The organism is Aquimonas voraii (assembly GCF_900101825.1).
Taxonomy (GTDB): Bacteria; Pseudomonadota; Gammaproteobacteria; order Xanthomonadales; family Xanthomonadaceae; genus Aquimonas; species Aquimonas voraii.
Map to the genome: position 1 here is coordinate 445,301 of NZ_FNAG01000002.1, position 23,948 is coordinate 469,248.

Annotated in this window: 22 protein-coding genes; 16 read left to right on the top strand and 6 right to left on the bottom strand. The window is 68.3% G+C overall.

All coding sequences use genetic code 11. From position 1 onward, the window contains the following. Positions 1-187: 187 nt before the first annotated feature. The 9 genes from BLP83_RS06535 to BLP83_RS06575 all read left to right on the top strand — a co-directional run bounded on the left by BLP83_RS06535 (position 188) and on the right by BLP83_RS06575 (position 8,034). A complete protein-coding gene (locus tag BLP83_RS06535; RefSeq protein WP_091240352.1) occupies positions 188-1,132 on the top strand; it encodes an ABC transporter ATP-binding protein in 945 nt (314 codons plus the stop codon). Continuing rightward, entirely contained in the window at positions 1,129-1,866 is a 738-nt protein-coding gene (locus BLP83_RS06540) for an ABC transporter permease subunit (RefSeq protein WP_091240354.1), read from the top strand. Before BLP83_RS06535 ends, BLP83_RS06540 begins: the two co-directional genes overlap by 4 nt. A 22-nt stretch (positions 1,867-1,888) precedes the next feature. Further along, positions 1,889-3,757, top strand: coding sequence for a GldG family protein (locus BLP83_RS06545; RefSeq protein WP_091240356.1), 1,869 nt, complete (start codon positions 1,889-1,891; stop codon positions 3,755-3,757). Next, entirely contained in the window at positions 3,754-5,004 is a 1,251-nt protein-coding gene (locus BLP83_RS06550; protein WP_091240358.1) for a DUF4340 domain-containing protein, read from the top strand. Before BLP83_RS06545 ends, BLP83_RS06550 begins: the two co-directional genes overlap by 4 nt. 1 nt (position 5,005) lies before the next feature. Beyond that, complete coding sequence (locus BLP83_RS06555) at positions 5,006-5,371, top strand: DUF423 domain-containing protein (protein ID WP_091240361.1); 366 nt, start codon at positions 5,006-5,008, stop codon at positions 5,369-5,371. 299 nt (positions 5,372-5,670) lie between these two features. Then, the gene (locus tag BLP83_RS06560) at positions 5,671-6,156 is read left to right on the top strand and encodes a DUF1579 domain-containing protein (protein ID WP_091240363.1); all 486 of its coding nucleotides are present in this window, start codon (positions 5,671-5,673) and stop codon (positions 6,154-6,156) included. Between the two features lie 164 nt (positions 6,157-6,320). After that, positions 6,321-7,133 (top strand): glucose 1-dehydrogenase, encoded by an 813-nt coding sequence (locus BLP83_RS06565; protein ID WP_091240366.1) that lies wholly within the window; start codon positions 6,321-6,323, stop codon positions 7,131-7,133. A 133-nt stretch (positions 7,134-7,266) separates the two neighbouring features. After that, positions 7,267-7,629 (top strand): VOC family protein, encoded by a 363-nt coding sequence (locus tag BLP83_RS06570; protein WP_091240368.1) that lies wholly within the window; start codon positions 7,267-7,269, stop codon positions 7,627-7,629. A gap of 114 nt (positions 7,630-7,743) precedes the next feature. Next, the gene (locus BLP83_RS06575; RefSeq protein ID WP_218121209.1) at positions 7,744-8,034 is read left to right on the top strand and encodes a DUF3817 domain-containing protein; all 291 of its coding nucleotides are present in this window, start codon (positions 7,744-7,746) and stop codon (positions 8,032-8,034) included. On the opposite strand, the gene BLP83_RS06580 is transcribed toward BLP83_RS06575, so the two are convergent. After that, positions 8,026-8,688: a hypothetical protein gene (locus tag BLP83_RS06580; protein WP_143006567.1), complete on the bottom strand. Its 663-nt coding sequence runs from the start codon at positions 8,686-8,688 to the stop codon at positions 8,026-8,028. The genes BLP83_RS06575 and BLP83_RS06580 overlap by 9 nt on opposite strands. A 110-nt stretch (positions 8,689-8,798) precedes the next feature. Next, positions 8,799-10,511: a right-handed parallel beta-helix repeat-containing protein gene (locus BLP83_RS18605; RefSeq protein WP_176764038.1), complete on the bottom strand. Its 1,713-nt coding sequence runs from the start codon at positions 10,509-10,511 to the stop codon at positions 8,799-8,801. A gap of 300 nt (positions 10,512-10,811) precedes the next feature. Between BLP83_RS18605 and BLP83_RS18610 the strand changes: the two genes are divergently transcribed. Further along, positions 10,812-11,948: an alpha/beta hydrolase gene (locus BLP83_RS18610; RefSeq protein WP_176764039.1), complete on the top strand. Its 1,137-nt coding sequence runs from the start codon at positions 10,812-10,814 to the stop codon at positions 11,946-11,948. Positions 11,949-11,976: 28 nt separating this feature from the next. Beyond that, a complete protein-coding gene (locus tag BLP83_RS06590; RefSeq protein WP_176764040.1) occupies positions 11,977-14,001 on the top strand; it encodes a response regulator in 2,025 nt (674 codons plus the stop codon). A 417-nt stretch (positions 14,002-14,418) separates the two neighbouring features. On the opposite strand, the gene acnA is transcribed toward BLP83_RS06590, so the two are convergent. Beyond that, complete coding sequence (acnA, locus tag BLP83_RS06595) at positions 14,419-17,160, bottom strand: aconitate hydratase AcnA (protein ID WP_091240373.1); 2,742 nt, start codon at positions 17,158-17,160, stop codon at positions 14,419-14,421. A gap of 480 nt (positions 17,161-17,640) precedes the next feature. Then, positions 17,641-18,204: a Smr/MutS family protein gene (locus tag BLP83_RS06600; protein WP_091240374.1), complete on the bottom strand. Its 564-nt coding sequence runs from the start codon at positions 18,202-18,204 to the stop codon at positions 17,641-17,643. 86 nt (positions 18,205-18,290) lie between these two features. On the opposite strand from BLP83_RS06600, the gene surE reads away from it, so the two are divergent. The 3 genes from surE to BLP83_RS06615 are packed head-to-tail and all read left to right on the top strand — an operon-like array spanning position 18,291 to position 20,735. Next, entirely contained in the window at positions 18,291-19,067 is a 777-nt protein-coding gene (surE, locus tag BLP83_RS06605) for a 5'/3'-nucleotidase SurE (RefSeq protein ID WP_091240377.1), read from the top strand. A gap of 28 nt (positions 19,068-19,095) precedes the next feature. Further along, complete coding sequence (locus tag BLP83_RS06610) at positions 19,096-19,773, top strand: protein-L-isoaspartate(D-aspartate) O-methyltransferase (protein ID WP_091240905.1); 678 nt, start codon at positions 19,096-19,098, stop codon at positions 19,771-19,773. After that, the gene (locus BLP83_RS06615) at positions 19,770-20,735 is read left to right on the top strand and encodes a peptidoglycan DD-metalloendopeptidase family protein (protein WP_091240380.1); all 966 of its coding nucleotides are present in this window, start codon (positions 19,770-19,772) and stop codon (positions 20,733-20,735) included. The genes BLP83_RS06610 and BLP83_RS06615 overlap by 4 nt, the downstream gene beginning before the upstream one ends. Before the next feature lie 76 nt (positions 20,736-20,811). Here the strand turns inward: BLP83_RS06615 and BLP83_RS06620 are convergent, their stop codons facing one another. Together BLP83_RS06620 and BLP83_RS06625 are read right to left on the bottom strand one after the other, a co-directional pair. Next, on the bottom strand, positions 20,812-21,195 hold the full coding sequence (locus BLP83_RS06620) for a response regulator (protein ID WP_091240384.1): 384 nt from the start codon (positions 21,193-21,195) through the stop codon (positions 20,812-20,814). 99 nt (positions 21,196-21,294) lie between these two features. Beyond that, a complete protein-coding gene (locus tag BLP83_RS06625) occupies positions 21,295-22,296 on the bottom strand; it encodes an oxidoreductase (RefSeq protein WP_091240388.1) in 1,002 nt (333 codons plus the stop codon). Positions 22,297-22,696: 400 nt separating this feature from the next. On the opposite strand from BLP83_RS06625, the gene BLP83_RS18185 reads away from it, so the two are divergent. Together BLP83_RS18185 and BLP83_RS06630 are read left to right on the top strand one after the other, a co-directional pair. Continuing rightward, positions 22,697-23,161 carry a hypothetical protein gene (locus BLP83_RS18185; protein ID WP_143006568.1) on the top strand — a complete coding sequence of 155 codons (465 nt, stop codon included), beginning with the start codon at positions 22,697-22,699 and terminating at the stop codon, positions 23,159-23,161. A gap of 81 nt (positions 23,162-23,242) precedes the next feature. Next, a complete protein-coding gene (locus tag BLP83_RS06630; protein ID WP_091240390.1) occupies positions 23,243-23,788 on the top strand; it encodes a hypothetical protein in 546 nt (181 codons plus the stop codon). Positions 23,789-23,948: the final 160 nt, after the last annotated feature.

The following is a 23,948-nucleotide window of genomic DNA, read 5'->3' on the forward strand; positions in this document are numbered from 1 at the left end:
GGCCACGGTAACGGGACGGGCGCGGAGCTGACTCCGCGCCCGTCTTCGTTTGTGTTCGTTGGCGCCGGCCGCCGGGAACTTTTTGCGGCCCTCGCGGTATTCGCGGGGCCGCGCGGAGGTGGGATGGATGACCCACCCCGCGCCGCAGGCGGATTCGCCCCACACGACAAGAACAGGACGACATCCAATGATCGAAACGCGAGAGTTGTGCAAACGCTACGGTGACTTCACCGCGGTCGACGGCGTGGGGTTCCGCGTCGAGCCCGGGCAGGTGCTGGGCTTCCTCGGCCCGAACGGCGCCGGCAAGTCGACCACCATGAAGATGATCGCGGGCTTCCTGGCTCCGACCTCAGGCAGCGCCAGCGTCTGCGGCCACGACGTGGCCAATGAGCCGGTCGCCGCCAAGCGCGCCCTGGGCTATCTGCCCGAAGGCGCGCCGAGCTATGGCGAGATGAGCCCGCTGGGCTTCCTGAAGTTCGTCGCCGAGGTGCGCGGCATGTCGGCTGCCGACACCCGCCGGCGCATCGACGAGGTCGTCGGACGGCTTCAACTCGGCAAGGTGCTGAACCAGCCGATCGACACCCTCTCCAAGGGCTTCAAGCGTCGCGTCGGCCTGGCCCAGGCCATCCTGCACGACCCCAAGGCGCTCATCCTCGACGAGCCCACCGACGGTCTCGACCCGAACCAGAAGCACGAGGTGCGCAGCCTGATCCAGTCGATGGCGCGCGACCGCACCATCATCATCTCGACCCATATCCTCGAAGAGGTGCATGCGGTCTGCTCGCGTGCCATCGTCATCGCCCGCGGCCGCGTGCTGGCCGATGCCACGCCCGACGAGCTCGAAGCCCGTTCGCGCTATCACCAGGCGGTGTCGCTGACCGCAGCCAACCCGGTCGCGCTGAAGGAGGGCCTCGCCCGCATCGAAGGCGTGGCATCCGTTGAGATCGATCCGCAGGATGGCCGCATCACCGCCTTCCCGCGCCGCGGCGAGCGCATCTTGGACCGCATCAACGACTTCCTGCGCGCGCAAAACGTCAGCGTCAGCGAGATGGCGCTGGAGCGCGGACGGCTCGACGAAGTCTTCCGCCAGATCACCACGCAGTCCTCAAAGACGCAGGAGGCCCGCGCATGAGCAACCCGACCTTCGCCATCGCCCGCCGCGAGCTCGCGGGCTATTTCGCCACCCCGGTGGCCTATGTCTTCATCGTGATCTTTCTGGCCTTGGCCGGGGCGCTGACGTTCTACCTGGGCGGCCTGTATGAGCGCGGCCAGGCGGATCTGCAGCCCTTCTTCGCCTTCCACCCCTGGCTCTACCTGTTCCTGGTGCCGGCGGTGTCGATGCGGCTGTGGAGCGAGGAGCGCAAGTCCGGCAGCATCGAGCTGCTGCTGACCCTGCCGGTGACCATGTGGCAAGCGGTGCTGGGCAAGTTCCTGGCGGCCTGGGCGTTTGTCGGCATCGCTCTGCTGCTGACCTTCCCGATGTGGATCACCGTGAACTATCTCGGTGAGCCCGACAACGGCGTGATCCTCGCGAGCTACATCGGCAGCCTGCTGATGGCCGGTGGCTTCCTCGCCATCGGCGCCTGCCTGTCGGCAGCCACGCGCAACCAGGTGATCGCCTTCATCCTCACCGTGGTGGTCTGCTTCCTGCTGCTGCTTGCCGGCTTCCCGCTGGTGCTCGACTTCTTCCGCGCCCTGCTGCCGGCGGTGCTGGTGGATGCGGTCGCCGGCCTGAGCTTCCTGACCCACTTCAACGCAATCTCGCGCGGCGTCATCGACCTGCGCGACCTGCTGTTCTTCGTGTTGACGATTGTGTTCTGGCTGCTGGCCAGCGCCGTGGTCATCGATCTCAAGAAAGCCGACTAAGCCCACCGAAGGAGTCCACCCCATGTCTGTGCTCAATCGACGCGCACTGACCGGCTCCACGCTCGTGGTGCTGGCCGTGCTCTTCATCGCTCTGGTGATGCTCACCGGCGTGCTGTTCCGCGGCGCCCGCGTGGATCTCACCCAGGATCGCCTCTACACCCTGTCGGACGGTACCCGCGCCCTGATCGGCAAGATTGAGGAGCCGGTCAACCTGCAGTTCTATTTCTCCGACCGCGCGGCGGCGAACTATCCGGCCCTGCGCACCTATGCCGAGCGCGTGCGCGAGCTGCTGGAGGAGATGGTCGCCGTCGCCCCCGGCAAGCTGCGTCTGGAAGTGATCGACCCCCAGCCCTTCAGCGAGGACGAGGACCGCGCGACCGCCGCGGGCCTCCAGGCCGTTCCGCTGGGCGGCGGTGCCGACACCCTGTTCTTCGGCCTTGTTGGCAGCAATGCCCTGGACGGCCAGATGGCCATCCCGTTCTTCCAGCCCGACAAGGAAACCTTTCTGGAGTACGACGTCGCCAAGCTGATCAGCGGCCTGTCGGGTCCGGCCAAGCCCAAGGTCGGCGTGCTCAGCAGCCTCAACCTCGCCGGCGGCTTCGATCCCGCGCGCGGCGGCATGACGCCGGGCTGGGTGATCAATGACGAGCTGGGCGAGCTGTTCGAGCTGCGCACGCTGGACTCCACGGTCACGAGCATCCCCGAGGACATCGAGCTGCTGATGCTGGTGCATCCGAAGAACCTGTCGGACGATACGCTCTACGCCGTCGACCAGTTCGTGCTGCGCGGCGGTCGCCTGCTCGCCTTTGTGGATCCGCACGCCGAGGCCGAAGTGGCGGGCGACGCCGCGGATCCCATGTCGAACATGATGGCGGAGAAGACCTCCGACCTGCCCAAACTGTTCGAGGCCTGGGGCATCAGCTACGACCCGCAGAAGGTCGTGCTCGACGCTGAGACCGCGCTGGAGCTGCAGACCCGCCCCGACCAGCCGCCGCAGCGACATCTGGCCGTGCTGGGCGTGGGACGTGAACAGATGAACCAGCAAGACATCGTCACCGCCCAGCTCGACGCGGTGAACCTTTCGACCGCCGGCCACTTCGTGCTGCGCGACGACAGCACGCTGAAGCTGGAGCCGCTCATCCAGAGTTCGCTCTCGTCCTCGACCACCGGCGTTGAGCGGGTGCGCTTCCTGCCGGAGCCGCGCGAGCTGTTCAACGGCTTCACGCCGAATGCGACCGAAGCCTTCGTCATCGCCGGGCGACTCACCGGGCCGCTCAAGACCGCCTTCCCCGAGCGCAGTGGCGAGGGCCATCGCGCCGAGACCGAGCAGGCCAGCATCCTGCTGTTCGCCGACACCGATCTGCTGACTGATCGCCTGTGGGTTCAGACGCAGCAGTTCTTCGGGCAGCGGGTGATGAACGCCTTCGCGAAGAACGGCGACCTCGTGATCAATGCGGTCGACAACCTGGTCGGCAGCAGCGATCTGATCGGCGTGCGCGCACGCACCACCTCGGCGCGTCCATTCACCCGCGTCGAAGCCTTGAAGCGCCAGGCCGACGATCGCTTCCGCGCCAAGGAGCAGGAGCTGCAGACGCAGCTGACCGAGACCGAGCGCCAGCTCACCGAACTGCAGTCGCAGCGCAGCGCCAATGATGGCGGGCAACTGCTGTCGGCCGAGCAGCAGGCGGCGATCAAGCGCTTCCAGGACGAGAAGCTGCGCATCCGCAAGGAGCTGCGCCAGGTGCGACGCGACCTCGACCAGGACATCTCGCGCCTCGGCACCCAGCTCAAGGTCATCAACATCGCCGGCGTGCCCCTGCTGCTGACCGTGGTGGCGGTGGCGTTTGCGTTCAGCCGCGCGCGTCGTCGCCGTGAGGAGGGCAAGGTATGAAGCAGAAGCAGATTCTCGGCCTCGCCGCAGCCGCTGCTGTTCTGATGGGCCTCGCTGTTTATCTGTCCGAGTCGCGCAAACCGGCCGAGGAAGCGCCGGTGGCGGGGCCGCTGGCGCCGGGCCTGGAAGCCGGCTTGAACGAGGTCAAGCAGGTGGTCGTGCAGGCTGCGGGTGGGGAGACCATCACCCTGAAGCGCGGCGAGGCCGGCTGGGGCGTGGAAGAAAAGCAGGGCTATGCCGCCGATGTCGGCAAGCTGCGCGAGCTGCTGCTGAATCTCGCCCAGGCCCAGCGCATCGAGCCGAAGACCGCCGTCGAGAGCTCGTATCCCGTGCTGGGCGTGCAGGACGTCGACGCCGAGGGCGCCAGCAATGTGCTGCTGCGCGTGGCAGGCGCCGGCTCTGAGGAGTGGGCGGTGATCCTGGGACAGAACAACAGCCGCGGTGCCGGCACCTTCGTGCGCCTCAAGGACGAGGCGCAGAGCTGGCTGGTCGACCGCAACCTCGCGGCCGAGAAGACCGCCAGCGGCTGGCTGCAGCGCGATCTCATGGACATCGCCGCCAACCGCATCACCGGCGTCGAGGTGCAGCCGCCCGAGGGCGGTTCCGTGCAGATCGAGGCCAACAGTGGAGGCGAGGGCGACTTCCGCATCGCCAACCTGCCGAAGGGCCGCGAGCCCGCCAGCGCTTTCGTCGGCGATGCCACGGCCGGCTTCCTGTCGGGGCTGCGCATCGACGATGTGCGTCGTGCCGAAGGCTACGTGCCGGCAGAAGACGCGCAGGCGACCACGGCAAGCTTTCGCACCCGCGAGGGCGTCCTTGTCGCGGTCAAGGCCCACACGCAGGGCGGCGAGACCTGGGCGAGCTTTGAGGTGAGTCTGGACGAGCAGGCCGCCGCCGAACGCATCCAGGGCGAGCAGGCGCGCGAGGCGATGGCGCATGAGCAGGCGCTCAAGGCCGCGCAGGAGGCCGCGCGGCCCGCCGCCGCGAAGGACGCGGACACCCAGGCAGCAGGCGAGGGCGACAGCGCCCCTGCCGAAGCCAGTGCAACTGCCAGCACGGGCGAACTGCCCGAGCCGCCGAAAGCGGTCAGCGACCCCGAGGCGGATCGTGCCGAGCGCCTGAAGGCCCTGCAGGACGAAGTGGCAAAACTGCAGCGCGCCACCGAGGGCTGGGTGTTCAAGATCCCGAGCTTCAAGGCCGACAACCTGCGTCGCGGCATGGACGCTTATCTGAAGCCCAAGGCCTGAGATGGAGAGGGCGCCCGCAGGACTCCTGAACCGCCTGCTGGGCGCCCTCGGCGGCGTCGCCTGTGCAGTGGCCGTCGGCTTGGGCGCCTATGCAAGCCACGGCGCCAGCGGCCAGGCCCAGACCTGGCTGCAGACGGCCTCGCTGTATCTGTTCCTGCACGGGCTGGCCCTGCTTGTGATGAGCCCGCGCGCCAAGCGCCGCCTTGAGCAGGCGGCGCTTGGCGCACTGGCCGCGGGCATGCTGCTGTTCTGCGGCAGCCTGATCGGCGCGGCGCTGTTCGGCTGGCCGACGCGACTGGCACCTGTTGGCGGCAGCACCTTGATCCTCGCCTGGCTGACGCTGGGCCTCTCGCGCCTGCGGCGCTAGGGCGCGCGCAGCGCGCGGGTCCGGGCGGCTCATGGCGACACCCAAGGCCTGTCATCCCCCGCCTTTCCCCAGCGGCATCCGGCGTTTGAGCACCATCCCGAGTCCCCAGTGACGCTCCTGCTGGCCCAGCGAGCCTGCGGACCATGGCCCAGAGGGCTGCCAATGCGAGGGGTTGGGCCGTGCTGGAGCTGCGCGACCGCGTGCTGAGGCCCCGGAAGTCTGCCTTCGCCTCCTTCGCCCCGGTGCAGTAGGCTTCATTCACCGCGTGACGCATCGACGCCACCGTCAAGGAGAGCTGCATGGCCAATCCTGCCGGCACCGGCGACGCCCGTGATTTCGACTTCATCCTCGGCGACTGGAAGGTCTCGCACCGGCGCTTGAACGAGCGGCTGTGTGGCTGCACCGACTGGACCGAGTTCGAAGGCACCGCCAGCACCCGCGCCATCCTTGGCGGCTTGGGCAATGTCGAGGACAACCTGCTCGGCTTTCCCGAGGGCGAGGTTCGCGCTGCGGCCTTCCGCTCCTTCGATCCGCAGGCGCGGCAATGGGCCATCTGGTGGCTCGATGGACGCGCCCCGCATCGCTTGGATGTGCCGGTGATCGGCGGCTTCCGCGACGGTGTGGGCGAGTTCCATGCCGATGATGTGCTGGGTGACCGGCCGATTCGCGTGCGCTTCCGCTGGCGGGTGAACGCAGGCGGTCACCCACACTGGGAGCAAGCCTTCTCGGCGGACGGCGGGGTGAGCTGGGAGACCAACTGGACCATGCAGTTCGTACGGCGCTGAGGCGTCGCCGTCACAGGCACGCGCCTTGTACGCAGCGCGTCCTTGGCGCCCGGTCGGCGCCTGCGACAAGGGTGAGCCCAGGCTGGAGCGTGACAGTCGGCCCTGCGCCGCATTCAGCCGCTGGCGAGTTCGCAGGCGGGCGTTCTGAGATACCGGAGGAGAACATGCAGCTCCAGCACAAAGTCGCCCTGGTCACTGGCGCAGGGCGTGGGATCGGTGAGGCCATCGCCCGTGCTTTCGCAGCCGAAGGCGCTTTCGTGGTCGTCACCGATATCGACATGCAGGCGGGCGAAGGCGTGGCACGTTCGCTGGGTGACCGCGCCTGCTTCCTGCCGCTCGACGTGCGCGTCGAGCATCAGTGGCAGGAAGTCCTATCCGAAGTGCTTCGCACCCGCGGCCGGCTCGATGTGCTGGTCAACAACGCGGGAATCACAGGCTTCGAGACTGGCGTGGTCGCCCATGATCCGGAGCACGCCACCCTGGAGGACTGGCGCCACGTCCATGCCACCAATCTCGACGGCGTCTTTCTCGGCTGCAAGCAAGCGATCCGCGCCATGCGGGCATGTGGGCAGGGTTCGATCATCAACGTCTCCTCGCGCTCCGGCCTGGTCGGCATTCCCGCCGCGGCGGCGTATGCGTCGAGCAAGGCCGCGGTGCGCAACCACAGCAAGAGCGTGGCGCTCTACTGCGCCCAGCAGGGCCTCAAGATCCGCTGCAACTCGCTGCATCCTGCGGCCATCCTGACGCCGATGTGGGAGCCGATGCTGGGCCAGGGTCCGGAGCGCGAGGCCAATATGGCGATGTTCGTGCAGGACACGCCCCTGCGCCGCTTCGGCACGCCGGAAGAGGTCGCCGCGGTGGCCGTGCTGCTGGCGTCCGACGCCTCGGGCTACATCACCGGCGCCGAGTTCAACATCGACGGCGGCCTGCTCGCGGGTTCGGCGGGTGTGCCGGTGCAACTCGATGACCCGGAGTGAGTCGACGCGACACGCGGGTCGAACAGCCGATGTCTCGGCGGCCGGATGTGGCGAGCCCCGCTCGCCCAGCGCCCGCTGCAGCGTCTGATCGAGTGATGGACGACCGAAGAAGCCTCCGCTGCAGGGCAATCGCATGTTCAAGAACCTGATCCCCAAGATCTTCTACAGCCGACTCGACGAGGGGCTTGAATTCTTCGTCGATGTGCTCGGCTTCGAACTGGCTTGGCGTGACCACACCCTGGCCGTGGTCGAGCGCGACGGCGCCAAGGCCTATCTGATGCAGAGCCCCGAACTCGCGGCCTTGGATCGGCCCGAACTGGCGATCGAGACGGACGACATCCACGCCGTACACGCCGAGCTGTCCGCGCGCGCGCCGGAGCGTCTGCATCCGAACCTGGCGCAGGTGCAGATGCGGCCCTGGGGGGCGCTGGAGTTCGCGATGCTCGACCGGACAACCGTCTGCGTCGTCTTCCGGCAGTGGCCCGATCAGGATTGATCGGCGCTGCAGAAAAGACACCGGCTGCCCCGTGCGAACGCCATCGCTTCGCAGTCACGCCTGCAGCGTTTAGCCTGCGCGGCACGCGTTCGCCGTCCTGATCCCGGAGTTGTTGTGCTGAAGAGTTTCCGTCTGCTGAGCCTGGTCGAAGGCCTGTCCCTGATCACCCTGCTGTTCATCGCCATGCCGGCGCGCTATCAACTCGGCGTCGACTTCGTCTGGCCCGTGGGCATGACGCATGGCCTGCTGTGGCTGGTCTACGTGGCGTTCTCGCTGGTGGTCAGTCATCTGCAGCGCTGGTCGCTGTGGCTCTGGCTGCTGGCCCTGCTGTGCTCGGTCCTGCCCTTCGGCTTCCTGCTGCTGGATCGGCGCCTCAAGCGTGAGGCGGTCGCGGCTTCAGGCTGAGGGGCTCGCAACACCGCTGCGCTGCCGGGGCTGCGCCATGCCGGCAAGCTCCCAGGCAGCGCAGCGGTTCTCCAGCGCCGAGTTCAGCGCGGTCCATGTCAGCCCCTCCGCGCGCTGTCCAGTCTTCTGGAAATGCTCCAGCGCCGCGCGACCCAACGCCTCGGGCAGGGTCAGGCCGTAGGGCAGCTGCAGAAGGCGCTGCCGCGCATCCACGAAGGGATGGGTGGGCTGGCGCGAGGATGGCCGCGCACCGAGGCTGCATTCGGCGGGCTGGCCGTCGCCCGGATCCCAGACCAGCAGCGCCCGGCCGGCATGGAACAGCGCGCCCAGCTGGGCACCGTTCGCGTGCTGCAGCCAGAACTCTCCGCGCAGGGCGGGCAGCGCTTGGATCGAGGTGTCGCGGGGCGTGGGCTGCGGCCATCCCGCCCGCGACAGCCTGAAAGCCAGCACCGTCCCGGCGAGCAGCAGGAACGGCGCCCCCAGGAGGGCCTCCAGCATCACCACACCGATCAGGGCGCCCGCCGGCGAGCCATCGGTTTGGGGGATGCCATGGTTCAGCAGGGACAGGCCAAGCAGACCCATCCCGCAGCCGCCCAGCAGGAGTGCGGCCGCCACCGCCCAGCGCAGCAGATGCAGCAGTTGTCCGAGCGTCATGGTGGTCTCCGCGCAGGTGCGCAAGGCCTGCCCTCGATGGCGCGCACTCTACGCCGGCCGCGGCCCGCAGGCTCGGGAAGCCAAGGCCACCGGGTGGCTACGGCAGCGGATCAGGGAGTGCGGCAAGCCGCGGGCTCGAAGCCGTCACAGAACAGGCCGGCGCCCGTGGTGACGCGTTCGATGGCGCCCAAGTCCGGCGCGCTGCCGCTGTAGTCATCGTTGATGTTGGGCAACACCTCGCCGACATCGACGGCGCGCGAATCGTCGGCGAGGCGCAGATCGGCCTCGGCGTACTGGGTCAGCGGGTTCTGTGGAAAGGCCGGTGCGGCGGTGAACACGCCCATGTCGACGCGCTGGGCCTGGGTCTCGCTGCTCAGGCTGCGGAGTTCGGCCAGGCTGCCGAAGCTGATCGCACCCAGACGCCCGCGGAAGTCGCTGCGGGTGGTGCCATAGCCGTTGTAGTTGAAGCTGCTGCTGGCGGTCTGCAGGTCGACGATGTCGAGCACCCGTCCGCTGCCGCTGGAGTAGCCGTTCCAGTTGCCCGGCTCGCCGCCCACGAACAGGTTGTTGCGCGCATAGGCGTGGGCGATCGGTGCGCCTGGGGAGGCGTTGAAGCCGTCGCCGGTCTTGACGATGGTGTTGTGCAGCAGCACGTCGCCGCGGCTGCTGCGGTACAGCTTGAAGGGCGCGTGGGCGACATTCCAGGCGATGTTGCGGATGAAGTAGTTGGGCCCGCCCAGCGCCGGCTGCGAGGAGAAGGCGATGAAGCTGTTGGTCAGCACGTTGCCGATCTGCCGACAGTTGTGCAGACAGAAGTCGGCTTCGATGCCGTCGTCGCCCGATTCGCTGATGCGGTTGTCGATCACGTCGATGCTGTACTGGTCCACGGCGGCGCTGTCCTCCATGAAGGAGATGCCGTCGCGAAAGCCGCGCACGCGGTTGTTCTGGATCACGTGCCCCGGCCCGGTGACCACGATGCCTTCGCCCCGGTTGTCGCCGTCGACACCGAAGGCCGTCTCCTGCCAGACCGTGGTGCCGTTGACGGTGTTGCCGGCGATGTAGGCGCGCGCGCAGCGGCTGAAGCAGGCGATGCCGTCGCCATTGAACTGCGTGGCCGAGGCGTTGATGGTGCTGTCGATGATGCTGATGTCGTCGGAGCCGTTGAAGCGGATGCGCCCGTTCACGGTCAGCGCCTGAAGGATAACGTGCCGGCGCGAGAACAGACCCAGCTCGCCGTTGATCTGCGCGCCGGGCAGGCCGCGCAGGGTCAGCGGCTGGCCAGCAGCGCCATCGCGCTGCAGGTTGAAGCCGGCATAGCTGCCGGCGCCGAGTTCGACGATGTCGCCCGGCTGCGCCTGCGACAACACGCCGGCCAGGGTCGCGGGCGTGGCGCTGCGCACGCTGCCGCCGCCTGGCTGCGGCCGGCTGCGGGTGCGCGCGCTCACCTGACGCGTCAAGCTGCCGCCGTCCGGGTCGACCAGACTCAGTTCGATTTCGTAGTCGGTGCCGGGCTGCAGGCCGAACACGCTGCCGGCGTGGCGCTGGGTCCAGGTGAAGCCGACATTGCTGCCGGCCGGCACGCGCCGCAGCGGCAGGGCCTGTCGCCAGCTGGCGCTGCCCTGCGCGCGGAAGCGCACGTTCACCACGCCATTGCCGTTGGCGTCGCCCGACACCTCCCAGACCAGGCTCAGGTTCTGCAGGGTCGGCTCCGGCGCGCTTGCAGCACCCGCCGTGCTGGCGTTCTGGGCCTGGGCCAGCGGGCCGACGAGGCCGAGTGAGAGCAGGAGGGCGCAGCGCAGCACGGCGGTGGCATGGGTAGGCATGAGAATCGAGGCAGGGTCTGAATTGCGCGGCAGCCTAGCAGCCGCGTGATGGCGCGGACCGAGCGCGTCGGCACAGCTCGATGCACGCGGACGGGACGCCGCCGGATGCGATCACGCCGTGAGGCGCAGGCGCAGGCGTTTGGCGAACGGCGACCCCTGCCGAGAGCATGACCTCGCCGCTGCCGGGCATCGGCGCTGCATGGACGTATCCGGGCCGACGCGTGGTCCGGACGCTGGCGTCGCGGCCATGGATGCACGAGGATGCGCGCTGCCTGTCCCGCATGTCGCTTCGGAGCCCGTATGCCGTTCTGCCTGTCCCGCGCCTTGCCCCGCACGCTGTCCGTGGCCCTGCTGCTGGTGCTTGCTGGCTGTTCGACCCGGGCCACGCGCGAGGCGCCTGAGCCGGCACCGCTGCCCGCCGGCAACCTGGCCATTCCCGGCGAGGCGACCGGCACCTTGGGCGGCGCGGCCTATCGCTTCGAGGTGCCGGCCGACTGGAACGGCGAGCTGGTGCTTTATCTGCACGGCTATGAGCCCAGCGGCAGCCCTCGCAGTTTCCCCCTGCTGCAGGACGATTTCGATCGCTCGATGTTGGCGCAGGGCTTCGCGGTGGCGCGCAGCGCCTATCGCACGCAGGGCTGGGCGGTGGCCGAGGCCATGGAAGATAACGAGCGTTTGCGACAGCACGTCCTGCGGCAGCTGCCCGGCGTGAAGCACACCTGGCTGATCGGCCATTCGATGGGCGGGCATCTCGCGCTGGCGACGCTCGAACGCCACGGTGAGGCGTATGCGGGAGGGCTGTCGCTGTGTGGGGTCAACGCCCCGGCTGAAGAGACGATGCGCGACGGCGTGCTGGCGCCGCTGGTGGTCGCCGAAGCCCTGTTGCCCGGGCTGTTCGGTGAGTTCGCCGGTGGCCTCGCCGATCCCGAGGCGCCGCCGATGGTGGAGGAAGCTCTCATCGAGCGCGAGCTGCAGCGCAATCGCGCGCTGGCCGAGAAGATCGGCCAGGCCTTCGGGATTCGGCGCGAGGACCTCGCAGGCGCCCTGATGCTGCGCTACGTCGTGCTGCGCGAGCTGATCCCGCGCAGCGGCGGCTTCCCTCTCGACAACCGCGAGGTGCGCTACGCCGAGCTTATCGACATGGCGGACATCGACAGCCGCGTGCGCCGCTACCGCGCCGACCCTGTCGCCGCCGCCTATGTGCGCCAGCACTTCGACCTGCAGGGCAAACCCGACGCGCCGGTGGTGATCCTCTCCAACGCGTACGACCCGACCGTGCCCGAGCCCTTCGCTTCGCGCTATGCGGCGCTGGCCGAGCGCGCCGGCCGCAGCCGTCGCGTGCACACCCAGCCACCGCAGGGCGAGGGCCACTGCGCCTTCGACAGCGTGGCTGTGGACCAGGCCTTCAAGACGCTGCGTGACTGGGCGCGGCCGTGAACCGACCCCTTTCGGACCAGGACCCCACATGAGCAGTGCATCGCCGGCGTTCGTCGTGCATCTCTTTTCCCTGCCGGCCGCGGCGGCGCAGGCGCTGCGCTCGGCGCTGGGCGCGCTCGGCTGGCGCTGCCAGAGCTTCGAATCCGCCGAGGCCTGGCTGTCAGCGCTGCCGCAGGATGTGCCCGACCTGGTGCTGACGCGCGCGCAGGCCGTGCCGGCGACCGCCGAGGTGCTGGATCGGCTGAGCGTGCAGGACCCGCGCCTGTCGGCCGTGCAGCTGGTGGCCTTGGGTGGGCGTGACCAGCGCCTGCCGGCGGAGCTCGCCGGCGCCGATCTGTTCTTGGAGGAGCCCAATGCGCGTGCGGTGGCGCTGCGTCTGCAGGCGTGGACGCGGGGCCTCGATCGCTCCCCCTTCCGCGTGCTGGTGATCGACGATGATCCGGAGGCACGGCTGTACGCGGGAAGCGTGCTGCGGCGGGTGGGCATGCAGGTCGAGGAGTTCGCCGACGCCGATGCCGCTCTGCAGCGCGCGCGCGAATGGCGCCCCGATCTGGTCCTGGTCGATCTGTACATGCCCGGCGTCGATGGCCTCGCTATCACCCGCCGGCTGCGCGCCGAAGCCGCGCCACAGCTGCAGATCGTGGTGCTGTCTGGCGAGGAGCGGCCGCAGGCGCGGTACAACGCCCTGCGCCTCGGCGTCGACGACTTCCTGACCAAGCCGGTGCGTCCGCGCGTGCTGATCGCCGACGTGCGCAGCCGCATCAAGCGCTCGCGGGCCTTTGGCGAACGCAACGGCGACGACCCGGCACCGAGCGGGCCGAAGCTGCGCCGCGGCGATTTCCTGCAGCGGCTGCGCCAGCGGCAATCGGCGACTACGCCCGAGTGGCGCGTGCTGGCTGCGCTGCGTGTCGACGGCGCCGCCGCCCTGCGCGAGAAGCTTGGCCTCGGCGGCACCGATGCCCTGGAGCGCGCGTTGGCCGCACGTATCGAGACCGTGCTGGGCGCTGGCGACTGCTACGCGCTGTGGGAGGAGCTGGGCTTCGGCGTGCTGATCGAGCGCGCCGAGGTCGAGGCGGTGGGTTCGGCGCTGGACGCTCTGCTCGACGGCGTGAGCAGCCAGGCCTTCGACGTCGGCGCACAGCCGCTGCAGCTCGGGCTGTCGATCGGCTACGCCTTGCCCCCGCGCAGCCCGGCGGACCCCGAGGGCGAACGCTGGATCGCCAGTGCCTTTGCTGCCTTGAGCGTGGCCGCGCAGCTGGGTGGAAACCGCGCCGAGGGCGTGCTCTCGCGCGACCCCGACGCGCTGCCGCCCGAGCGCGTGCTGGTGATCCGTCACGCGCTGGCCGAGCTGGCGCGCGGCGGCAGCCTGCGGCTGGAGTTCCAGCCCCTGCTGCGCCTGCGCGGCGAGCGCAGCGCCTACGCCCTGATCACCAAGCTGCGCGATCTGCGCGCGCCGCTGCAGGGCTATACGCGTGCCGAGTTCCTGGGCTTGGCGCGCGAGCAGGGGCAGCTGTCGACGATCGACCGCATGGCCCTGTTCAACGCGTTCGAGGCGGTGTCGGAGCAGCGCCAGCGGGGCCGTCGCAGCAGCCTGATGGTGCCCTTGGATCTGGCCTCCGTGGATGCTCGCCAGCTCGCCTGGATCGAAGCCGAACTGAAACGACGCCCGGCGCTGCTGGAAGACCTGTGGCTGGAGGTCGATGCCGACGCGCTGTTGGACCCGGCGCATGCCGATCTGGTGGCGCGCCTCGCCACCGCGGGGCTGGCTCTGGCCGCGTCCAGCCGCAGCCCGAGCCTGGACCTGCTGGAGCAGCTGAGTGCGACGCCTGTGCGGCTGCTGCGACTGCCGCAATCGTGCTTGCAAGGTGCGGAGCCCGCGGCACGCATCGCCGCCTGGCATGCGCTGGTGCGCGAAATCCTGATCGACCGCGTCGAGTCGATGGCGGCAGTCAGCGGCCTGTGGAACCTGGGCGTTGATTACCTGCAGGGCGATGCGCTGGCGGCGGCGTCGCCCCGTCTCGACTTCGAGGGTGAGGCCTCCGAGGTGGGGTGAGGTTTTCGGTGCATCGCCCAGCGCCGGCAGCGATCCAGCGTGAGCGCCTTGCAGAGGCGCGAAAGGGGTGGGGCAGGGGCGCCATGAGTTGGGCGTGGGCGGAGCCCCGCTCGCCTGCCGAGGCAGGGCAATGGGCACGGGGCAGGTGCGCGACGCACGAGGCGAGTGTGCAGCTCATGGTGGGCCAGGGCCCACCCTATTCCGGTTCCGGTTCCGGTTCCGTCTCAGTCTTCGGGTTTCGGTTCGGGTTTCGGTTTTGGTCTCGGTTTGGGTGGGTCGGCGCCGAGCCCAGCGAGGCCCAACCTTGCCGCTGCCGTGGCCGCTGCATGCAGCGTTCGCCATGCCCAACACTTCAGGAAATCCCTCGCCAGGCCACGGCCCACCCGATGCCGGCGTGGGCCGTGGCCTACGATTGGCTCAGGCCGCGCAGGCGAGCTGGCGCAGCACGTAGTGCAGCAGGCCGCCGTGGCGGTAGTACTCGACTTCCTTCGGCGTCAGCAGCAGCACCTGCGCCTTGAAGGTGATGCGCGTGCCGTCGGCGCGGGTCGCGCTGACATCGGCGACGCGGGCACGGCCGTCGTCCAGGCCCTGCACGTCGAACACCTCATCGCCGCGCAGGCCCAGGCTGGCGGCGTTCTCGCCGGGCATGAACTGCAGCGGCAGCACGCCCATGCCGACCAGATTGCTGCGGTGGATGCGCTCGAAGCTCTCGGCGATCACCACGCGCACGCCCAAGAGGTACGTGCCTTTGGCGGCCCAGTCGCGCGAAGAGCCGGTGCCGTATTCCTTGCCGGCGATCACCACCAGCGGCACGCCCTCGGCCTTGTACTTCATCGCCGCATCGAAGATCGAAAGTTTCTCTGCGGACGGTTGATGCAGGGTGTTGCCGCCTTCCTCGCCGCCGAGCATCAGGTTCTTGATGCGGATGTTGGCGAAGGTGCCGCGCAGCATCACCTCGTCGTTGCCGCGGCGGCTGCCGTAGCTGTTGAAGTCGGCCGGCTGCACGCCGCGCGACTGCAGGTAGCGGCCGGCCGGCGAGCTGGCCTTGATGTTGCCGGCCGGGCTGATGTGGTCGGTGGTGATGCTGTCGCCGAACAGTCCGAGCACACGCGCGCCCTGCAGGTCTTCGATGCGGCCGACCTCCATGGTCATGCCCTCGAAGTAGGGCGGATTCTTGATGTAGGTGCTGGCGGCGTCCCAGGCGTAGATCTGTCCGGTCGGCGCGTCGATCCGATTCCAACGGCTGTCGCCGCGGAACACGTCGGCGTAGTTGTGGCGGAACAGCTCGGGGCCGACGGTGGCCGCGATCAGATCGCCGATTTCCTTGTTGCTGGGCCAGATGTCGCGCAGGTACACCGGCGAACCGTCACTGCCGATGCCCAGCGGTTCGCTGGCGAGATCGATGTCGGCGCTGCCGGCCAGCGCATAGGCCACCACCAGCGGCGGTGAGGCCAGATAGTTCATGCGCACTTCGGCGTGCACGCGCCCTTCGAAATTGCGGTTGCCCGAGAGCACCGAGACCACATTCAGGTCGCCACGGGCGATGCCCGCGCTCACTTCCGCCGGCAGCGGACCGGAGTTCCCGATGCAGGTGGTGCAGCCGTAGCCGACGACGTGGAAGCCCAAGGCTTCGAGGTCGTCCATCAGTCCCGCTTTCTTCAGGTAGTCGGTGACCACCAGTGAGCCAGGCCCCAGCGAGGTCTTGACCCAGGGCTGCGTCTTCAGTCCGCGCCTGACCGCATTGCGCGCCAGCAGCCCCGCGCCGAGCATGACCGCCGGGTTGCTGGTGTTGGTGCAGGACGTGATGGCGGCGATCACGACCGCACCGTCCTTTAGCTGCACCTTCTGGCCCTTGAGTTCGATCTCGACGCTGCCGTCCTGCAGCACGTCGCGGTTGCCGATCGCCGCACCGCCGCCCTCGGCGACCATCGCGCTGGATTCGGCGGAGCGCTTGCTGCGGGCGGCGGCGAAGGCGGCCAGGTTGTCGCGGTAGTTCTGCTTGACCTGCTCCAGCAGCACGCGATCCTGCGGACGCTTCGGTCCGGCCAGCGAGGGCTTGACCTCGCCGAGGTCGAGCTCGAGCACACTGCTGTACTCGGCCTCGACGGCCGCGTCGCGCCACAGGCCCTGGTGCCGGGCATAGGCCTCGACCAGGGCGATCTGCGCTTCGCTGCGGCCTGACAGGCGCAGGTAGCTCAGGGATTCCGCATCGATCGGGAAGATGCCGCAGGTGGCGCCGTACTCGGGCGCCATGTTGGCGATCGTCGCGCGGTCGGCCAGCGGCAGCTGGTCGAGGCCCGGGCCGAAGAACTCGACGAACTTGCCGACCACGCCGTGCTTGCGCAGCATCTGGGTGACGGTCAGGACCAGGTCGGTCGCGGTGGCGCCCTCGGGCAGCCTGCCGCTCAAGCGGAAGCCGACCACCTGCGGGATCAGCATCGAACTCGGCTGGCCCAGCATCGCGGCTTCCGCCTCGATGCCGCCCACGCCCCAGCCCAGCACGCCGATGCCGTTGATCATCGTGGTGTGGCTGTCGGTGCCGAATACGGTGTCCGGGTAGGCCTCGGTGACGCCATCCACCTCGCGGGTCATCACCACCCGTGCGAGATATTCCAGATTCACCTGGTGGACGATGCCGGTGTTGGGCGGCACCACCTTGAAGTTGTCGAAGGCGCTCTGGCCCCAGCGCAGGAAGGCGTAGCGCTCGCGGTTGCGCTCGACTTCGATCTTGCCGTTCAAGTCCAGCGCTTCGGGCGTGCCGAACACGTCGACCTGCACGCTGTGGTCGATCACCAGTTCCGAGGGGATCAGCGGATTGATCTGCTCGGGCCGGCCGCCGAGCTTGACCACGGCCTCGCGCATTGCCGCCAGATCGACCACGCAGGGCACGCCGGTGAAATCCTGCAGCACTACGCGCGCCGGCATGAAGGCGATCTCGGTGTCGGGCTCGGCCGTTGGCTGCCAGGCGAGGAGGGCCTCGATGTGCGCGGGCGTGACGCTGACTCCGTCCTCGCAGCGCAGCAGGTTCTCCAGCAGGATCTTCAGCGAAAATGGCAGGCGCTTCAGATCATGGTTCGCCCCGAGTCGCTGCAGGCTGTGGATGCGGTAGCTGAGTCCGTCCAGGCGGAGGGTGTCGAGGGTATCGAAGCTGTTGCTCATCGCCGGCTCCTCGCGGGTGTCAGACCCCGCACCATAGCGGACAGGACATTCACGCTGGGTGTTCGCGACGCGCCCGTGCCAGCCATTCGGCTTTCTCCCGTCTCCCTCAGAGGGAGACGGGCTTGCGGATCCCGTCAAGCGCGGGGTGCTGGAGAGTGACGAACACTCCGTCGTGTTTTGCGCGGGCGGAGACACGCTTGCCGCGTTGGGGCTGCGGATCTTTCTCCCCTTTCCCCTTGAGGGAGAGGGGCTGGGGGAGAGGGGGGAACGCTCGCGCAGGGTGTCGTCCCCCTCCCTCCAGCCTGCATTCGCTTCGCTCAGGCTTCACAGCGCATCGGCTGCCGCCGGCAGCCGACAAGCCCTCTCTTCCGCTTGCCTCAAGGGGAGGGGGGCTCTGCGGGATCCGTCGAGCAGTTGATGCCGGCGAGCCCAGCCAACTCAGGCAGCGAGCTACGATCCCCAACCCCCAATCAGCCGCTCTCAGCGCTTCAACAGCACCACCACCGCGCCCGTTCCCCCCTCCGAGGGTTTGGCCGAGGCGTAGGCCAGTACGTCGCTGCGGAAGCGCAGCACTTTGTCGGTCAGCAGCTTCAGCACCGGCGTCGAATCCTTGGAGCGCAGGCCCTTGCCGTGGATGATGCGCACGCAGCGGTAGCCGTGGTCGCGGGCCTCGGCAAGGAAGATCCGGATGGCTTCATCGGCCAGTTCAGCGTGCATGCGGTGCAAGTCCAGTTCGTCCTGCACGGCGTAGCGGCCGCGCTTCAAGTCGCGCATCAGCTTGGGGGAATGACCTTCGGCGAGGTATTCCAGCGTATCGCCCAGGGTGTCCGCCGCGAACTCGAAGGGCCGCAGGCGGAAATCCTTGCCGGCTTGGACTTCATCGGCCTCGCGCGAGCGCGGTCGTGGCGCGGGCTTGGGTGCGCTGGCCGCTGGGGGCTCGACCTCGATGCGCCGGACCGGGCCGATGGCCTCGTGGAACAGGGCGAGGTCGTCCGCGCTGGCGCGTGCGGGCGGGGCGGCGGGCTTGGCGGGGCGGCGCGACATGATTCGCAACATAGCGGTGAGCGTGTGAAGGGGGAAGCCGGGCGGCTTCGGCCTGTATGATTGCGGGCTTTGCAGCGAGGCCCCTCATGCGCTTTCTGGTCAGCAACGACGACGGTGTGGACGCTCCCGGCATCAAGGTGCTGGCCGATGGCTTGCGCGCCCTCGGCCCGGTCACCGTGGTCGCGCCCGACCGCGACCGCAGCGGCGCGTCCAACTCGCTGACCTTGGACCAGCCGATCCGGGTGACCAAGGTCGACGAACACACCTACCGCGTCGCCGGCACGCCGACCGACTGCGTGCACCTGGCCCTGTGCGGCATGCTCGATTTCGACCCCGACATCGTCGTCTCCGGCATCAACAACGCGGCCAATCTCGGCGACGACGTCATCTACTCGGGCACGGTCGCCGCGGCGATGGAAGGCCGCTTCCTCGGCCACCCGGCGGTGGCGATGTCGCTGGTGACCCGTGAGGGCAGCGGGCGTCACTTCGAGTCCGCGGCGCGTGCGGCGCAGCTGATCGTGCAGCGCCTGCAGACCGATCCGCTGCCCGCCGACACCATCCTGAACGTCAACGTGCCCGACCTGCCTTGGGACGAGATCCGCGGTTTCGAGGTCACGCGACTCGGCCACCGCCATCGCGCCGAGGCCTGCATCCCGCAGCAGGATCCGCGCGGTCGCCCGATCTGGTGGATCGGCCCCGCGGGTCCCGAGCAGGATGCCGGCCCCGGCACCGACTTCCACGCCGTGCGCACGGGCTTCATTTCGATCACGCCGATCCATGTCGATCTCACCCGCTACCAGGCGCTGGAAAAGGTCTCCGGCTGGGTGAGCGCGCTCAGCGACGGCCTGCCGGGCCGCGCATGAGGGCAGGGCTGTGCATGGAGCCATGGCGATGAGCCCCGGCCTGCGCCTGCCGCGCGAGGCCCTGGGCCTGGGCATGACCTCGCAGCGCGCGCGCGATCGCATGGTCGAGCGCCTGCGCGAGCAGGGCATCCGCGACCCGCGCGTGCTCGAAGTGATGCGCACCCTGCCGCGGCATCTGTTCTGCGACGAGGCCCTGGCCTCGCGCGCCTACGAGGACACCGCCCTGCCCATCGGCCGCGCGCAGACCTTGTCCCAGCCCTGGGTGGTCGCGCGCATGACCGAGGCCCTGATCGAATTCGGCCTGCCGGGTTCGGTGCTGGAGCTCGGCACAGGCTCGGGCTACCAGGCTGCGGTGCTGGCCATGCTGGTCGATCAGGTCAGCAGCGTGGAGCGCATCGAAGAGCTCTCGCGCAGTGCCCGCAAACGCCTGCGCAAGCTCGGTTTCAGCAATGTCCGCGCGCGTTTCGACGATGGCCGTCTCGGATGGCCCGAGCACGCGCCCTTTGACGCCATCATCGTCACCGCCGCCGCCGACTCGGTCGACCCGCAGCTGATCGCCCAGCTCAAGCCGGGCGGCGTGTTCGTCGCGCCGGTCGGTGGTCCCGAGGGCCAGCGCCTGATCCGCCTGCGCTGGGTCGAGGACCGCTGGCAGCAGGACGATCTCGGCCCGGTGATGTTCGTGCCCCTGCTGGGAGGCATGGCATGAGCGCCCTGCCGGGACGCAGCGTCGGGCTGCGGCTGGCTGTGATCGCGCTGACGCTCGCGCTGACGGCCTGCGGCGTCGCCCCGCGCGCGGTGGTGGTCGATCGCGGTGGGCAGGAGCGCGGCGCCGGTCGCGGCACCCCTGCCCAGCACGACAGCGGGCGGGTGCATATCGTGCAGCGCGGCGACACGCTCTACAGCATCGCTTTCCGCCATCGCCTGGAATACCGCGAGGTCGCCGCTTGGAACGGCATCGGCGAGCCCTACACGATCTATCCTGGCCAGCGGATCCGGCTCTCGCCGCCCGGCCAGGCGGTGGCGCAGGCGGGTTCCAGGCCTGCCTCGAATGCGGGTGCGGCCAGCGAGGCGCGCGGCCAGGCGCGATCGCCCTCGACGGCTACACCTTCGACCGCCGGCAGCGCGCCCCGACCCGCCACGCCCGCGACCGGCGGCGTGGTCGCCGCCACGCCCCCAGCGTCTCCGCCCGCCAGCGCCGGTACGCCCGCGCCGTCCACCACGACCACGACCTCCGGTACGTCCGCGCCGGTCACGGCATCGGCGCCGCCGAAGCCGCCGGCCTCCGCCCCCAGTGGTCCCGTGCGTTGGCAGTGGCCCACCGCAGGCCAGGTCGTCGGCCGATTCGTCGCCGGAGACCCGACCCGCCAGGGCCTCAGCATCGCCGGCAACCCCGGCCAGCCGGTGCATGCGGCCGGTGACGGTGTGGTCGTGTATTCCGGCTCGGGCCTGATCGGCTACGGCGAGCTGGTGATCATCAAGCACAACGACGAGTTCCTCTCCGCCTACGGCCACAACCGCAAGCGCCTGGTGGCCGAGGGCGAGCAGGTGCGCGCCGGCCAACAGATCGCCGAGATGGGCCGCTCGGGCGCCGCGCGCGACATGCTGCACTTCGAGATTCGCCGCAGCGGCCGCCCGGTGGATCCGCTCGCCCATCTGCCCGCGCGCTGAGTGCGAACTCCCAGCCCGGAAAGCAAAAGGCCCGCTTGCGCGGGCCTTTTGGTATCGCTCGACATGCGGCGTGCCTTCAGCCTTGCTCGGGCGTGATCCCCGCCAGCAGGTCGCGAACCAGGCTGATGAGCGCGGCTTCGTTGACTGGCTTGGTCAGATAGGCCTTGGCGCCCTGGCGCAGGCCCCAGACCTTGTCGGTCACCTGATCCTTGGTGGTGACCAGCACGATCGGGATGTGCGCCGTGGCCGGCTCTTTCGAGATCGAGCGCGTGGCCTGGAAGCCGTTCAAATTCGGCATCACCACGTCCATCAGGATGAGATCGGGAAGCTCGCGCTTGGCGACCTCGACGCCCTGCGCGCCGTCCTCGGCGCTGATCACCTCATGGCCCAGCTTCTCCATGATCTTCTTCATGCCCATCAGCTGGGAGGGGGAGTCGTCGACGATCAGCACGCGTGCCATGGAGGGCCTCTTTCAGGTGTGGAGCCGGGCGCGATGTGGATGCCCGGTTGACGGACCGATTCTAGCCGCTTCGGCGCGGCGCACAAACCAGCCCTTGGTTCAATCCGTGACGTGGACCAGGCTGCGGCCGAAGGAGCCGCCATCCAGCATGGTGTCGAACACCGGCGCCAGTTCATCCAGGCCCACCGCGCGCGTGCAGATCGCGTCCAGATGCGCCGGCTTCCAGTCGCCTGCCAGCCGCTCCCAGATCGCCTCGCGGATCGGTCGCGCCGTGCCTGCCGAGGCGATGCCCAGCAGCGACACGCCGCGGATGATGAAGGGCATCACCGTGGTGGCCAGCGCATGCCCGCCCGCCAGGCCGCAGCTCGCGATGTTGCCGTAAGGCTGTATCACCCGCGTCAGCCCGGCCAGCATCTCGTCGCCCACGTTGTCGATGGCACCCGCCCAGATCGCGTTTTCCAACGGTTTCTGGCCCCAGTGCAGGTTCTCGCGCGACACCACCTGGCGCGCGCCCAGCCGGCTCAGAAAGTCCAAATGCCGCAGCTTGCCGGTGATCGCATGCGCCTCGTAGCCGGCGCGGGTGAGGATGTCGATGGCCAGCATGCCCACGCCGCCGGTGGCACCCGTGACCACGATCGGCCCCATCGCCGGCGTCTGCCCGTTCTGCTCCATCCGGTACAGCGACAGTGCCGCCGTGAAGCCGGCGGTGCCCAGGATCATCGCCTCGCGCAGGTCGAGCCCCGCCGGCAACGGGATCGCCCACTGCGCCTCCAGCTTCAGGTATTCGGTATAGCCGCCGTCGCGCGTCTCCGACAGGCCGCTGCCCGTGCACAGCACGGCATCGCCTTCCTTGAAGCGCGGATCGGTCGAGGCCACCACATGCCCCGCCGCATCGATGCCGCCCACCAGCGGAAACCGCCGCAGGATGCGCCCCTTGCCGGTGCCGGCCAGCGCGTCCTTGTAGTTGATGGAGGAGAACGCGACCTTCACCACCACCTCGCCGGGGCTGAGGTCGTCAAGCCCGATCAACTCGATACCGGCGCGATGCTTGCCGCCGTCGGCATGGATACGGAAGGCGCGGAACTGGGCGGGAACGCTCATGGCGATGTCCTGTGCAGTCGGATGGCCGGGGAGGATAGCAGGGGCGGCAGCTGGGGCAGGGTGCGGCAATCGCCCATCATCCGCTTCGCGCCGGGCGCTGATCGAGCCGGCCTGGCGCCGATTGCTCCGGGAGGCGGGCATCGGGCAGCGAATCGTCCGACGCGAGCCGATGCGAGGGATGCGCACTGCAATTGAATCCGCGGAGGGCCTGGGGTAACTTGCCGAAGCGCACTGACGCATTGGGGCTGAGAGCCAATGGATTAGGCGACGGGATTGGGGGCGTTGCAGGGTATTGATTGGACAGGAAAATTTCTGACTCGGGCGCCGAGGTGCCCGAGTTATACGACAGATTAGACGTCACTTTGACGTCTACATTGAGTAAGGCGTCGCCAAAGACCCCATGAAGCCAACGCTCAACACTCGCAAACCGATCGATCAGCTCCGCCCGATTGACCTGGAAACCTACCCAGTCTGGGAGTTTGCCTCCGATGAAGAAGGCGATGAAGATCGAGACGAAACCTGGGTGCGTCCAGTTCGAGTAAAGCAAGTACCTGGCAATGCTTACTCGCTCTCTGTCTCCGCATACTTGAGAACACCATCAGGAGCTGAGTACAAAGGCATCGTTGGAGTGAGTACGGCCGAAGGGTTTGAGGCGGTTCATGCCGCCGTCATCACAGAAGGAAGCTACGTCTTCATCCCTTGGCCTGGTATGTCGGGGGCTTCAAAGCTAGCGAAAGAGGCAGCCAAGGAACTGGGACAGAAGGCAAATGACCTCTTCCCTCTCACCTATTGTCTTGCCGTGCTGGTCACTGGGGAAACTAAGCTACGAGAAGGCGTCTATAGCTATGCAAAAAGCGCCGCCTAACCCTTCAATCGAGAGGACGTCGCCCGGCAAGCCGGGCGCCGCCTCTCATCTCAAACGTTAGCCGTCTCAAAGGAAGCAACGATGACCGCCGCCTCTGTAAAAAGCGTCAGACTCGTCAGCAAGCGACTGCTCGTTTGCCTGGTGAGTGTCGTTACCCTCTTGCTGATCCTCTTCATCGTATTTATGAGCACCGACAGGATCGTGACGCTACCGGTCATCCTCCTATTTGGCTCACTCGGTGCCTTCATTTCTCTACAGAGGCGCCTCAAGGATCTCTCGGAAGAAGACTTGACGCTCTTTCGAGAGTCCATCGCCTACACATTGCTCGCTCCCGTGGCTGGCGCAGTTATGGCTGGCATTCTTTATCTCTTGCTGATTTCAGGTCTGCTTGGCGGCCAGCTATTCCCGGAAATCAACGCGGATACCCCAGGAGCGAAGTCTGCCAATGGCATTGCGAAGCTATTCCAAGCAGAAGCCAAAGGAGCAGTTGACTACGCCAAACTTCTCTTCTGGTGCTTTGTTGCGGGATTCTCCGAACGCTTCGTCACAGACATCATTGGAAGATTCTCCGATCAAGCGTCGAACTCGCTTCAAAGTGGTCAAGATAGGGGCAGCTCGCGGAAGTAGGCGCCGGTAAACTCCGGTCACGTTTCACCAAGTCCACGACCACCGGCTGAACAGAGACGGCTAACCCCTCGGTCAACGCGAGGCCCAGCGGCGGGGCACTTGGCCCGCGAAGCCGTGTGGTTCATCATCGGCCTCGCGGGCCAAGCACCCCACCGCCGGT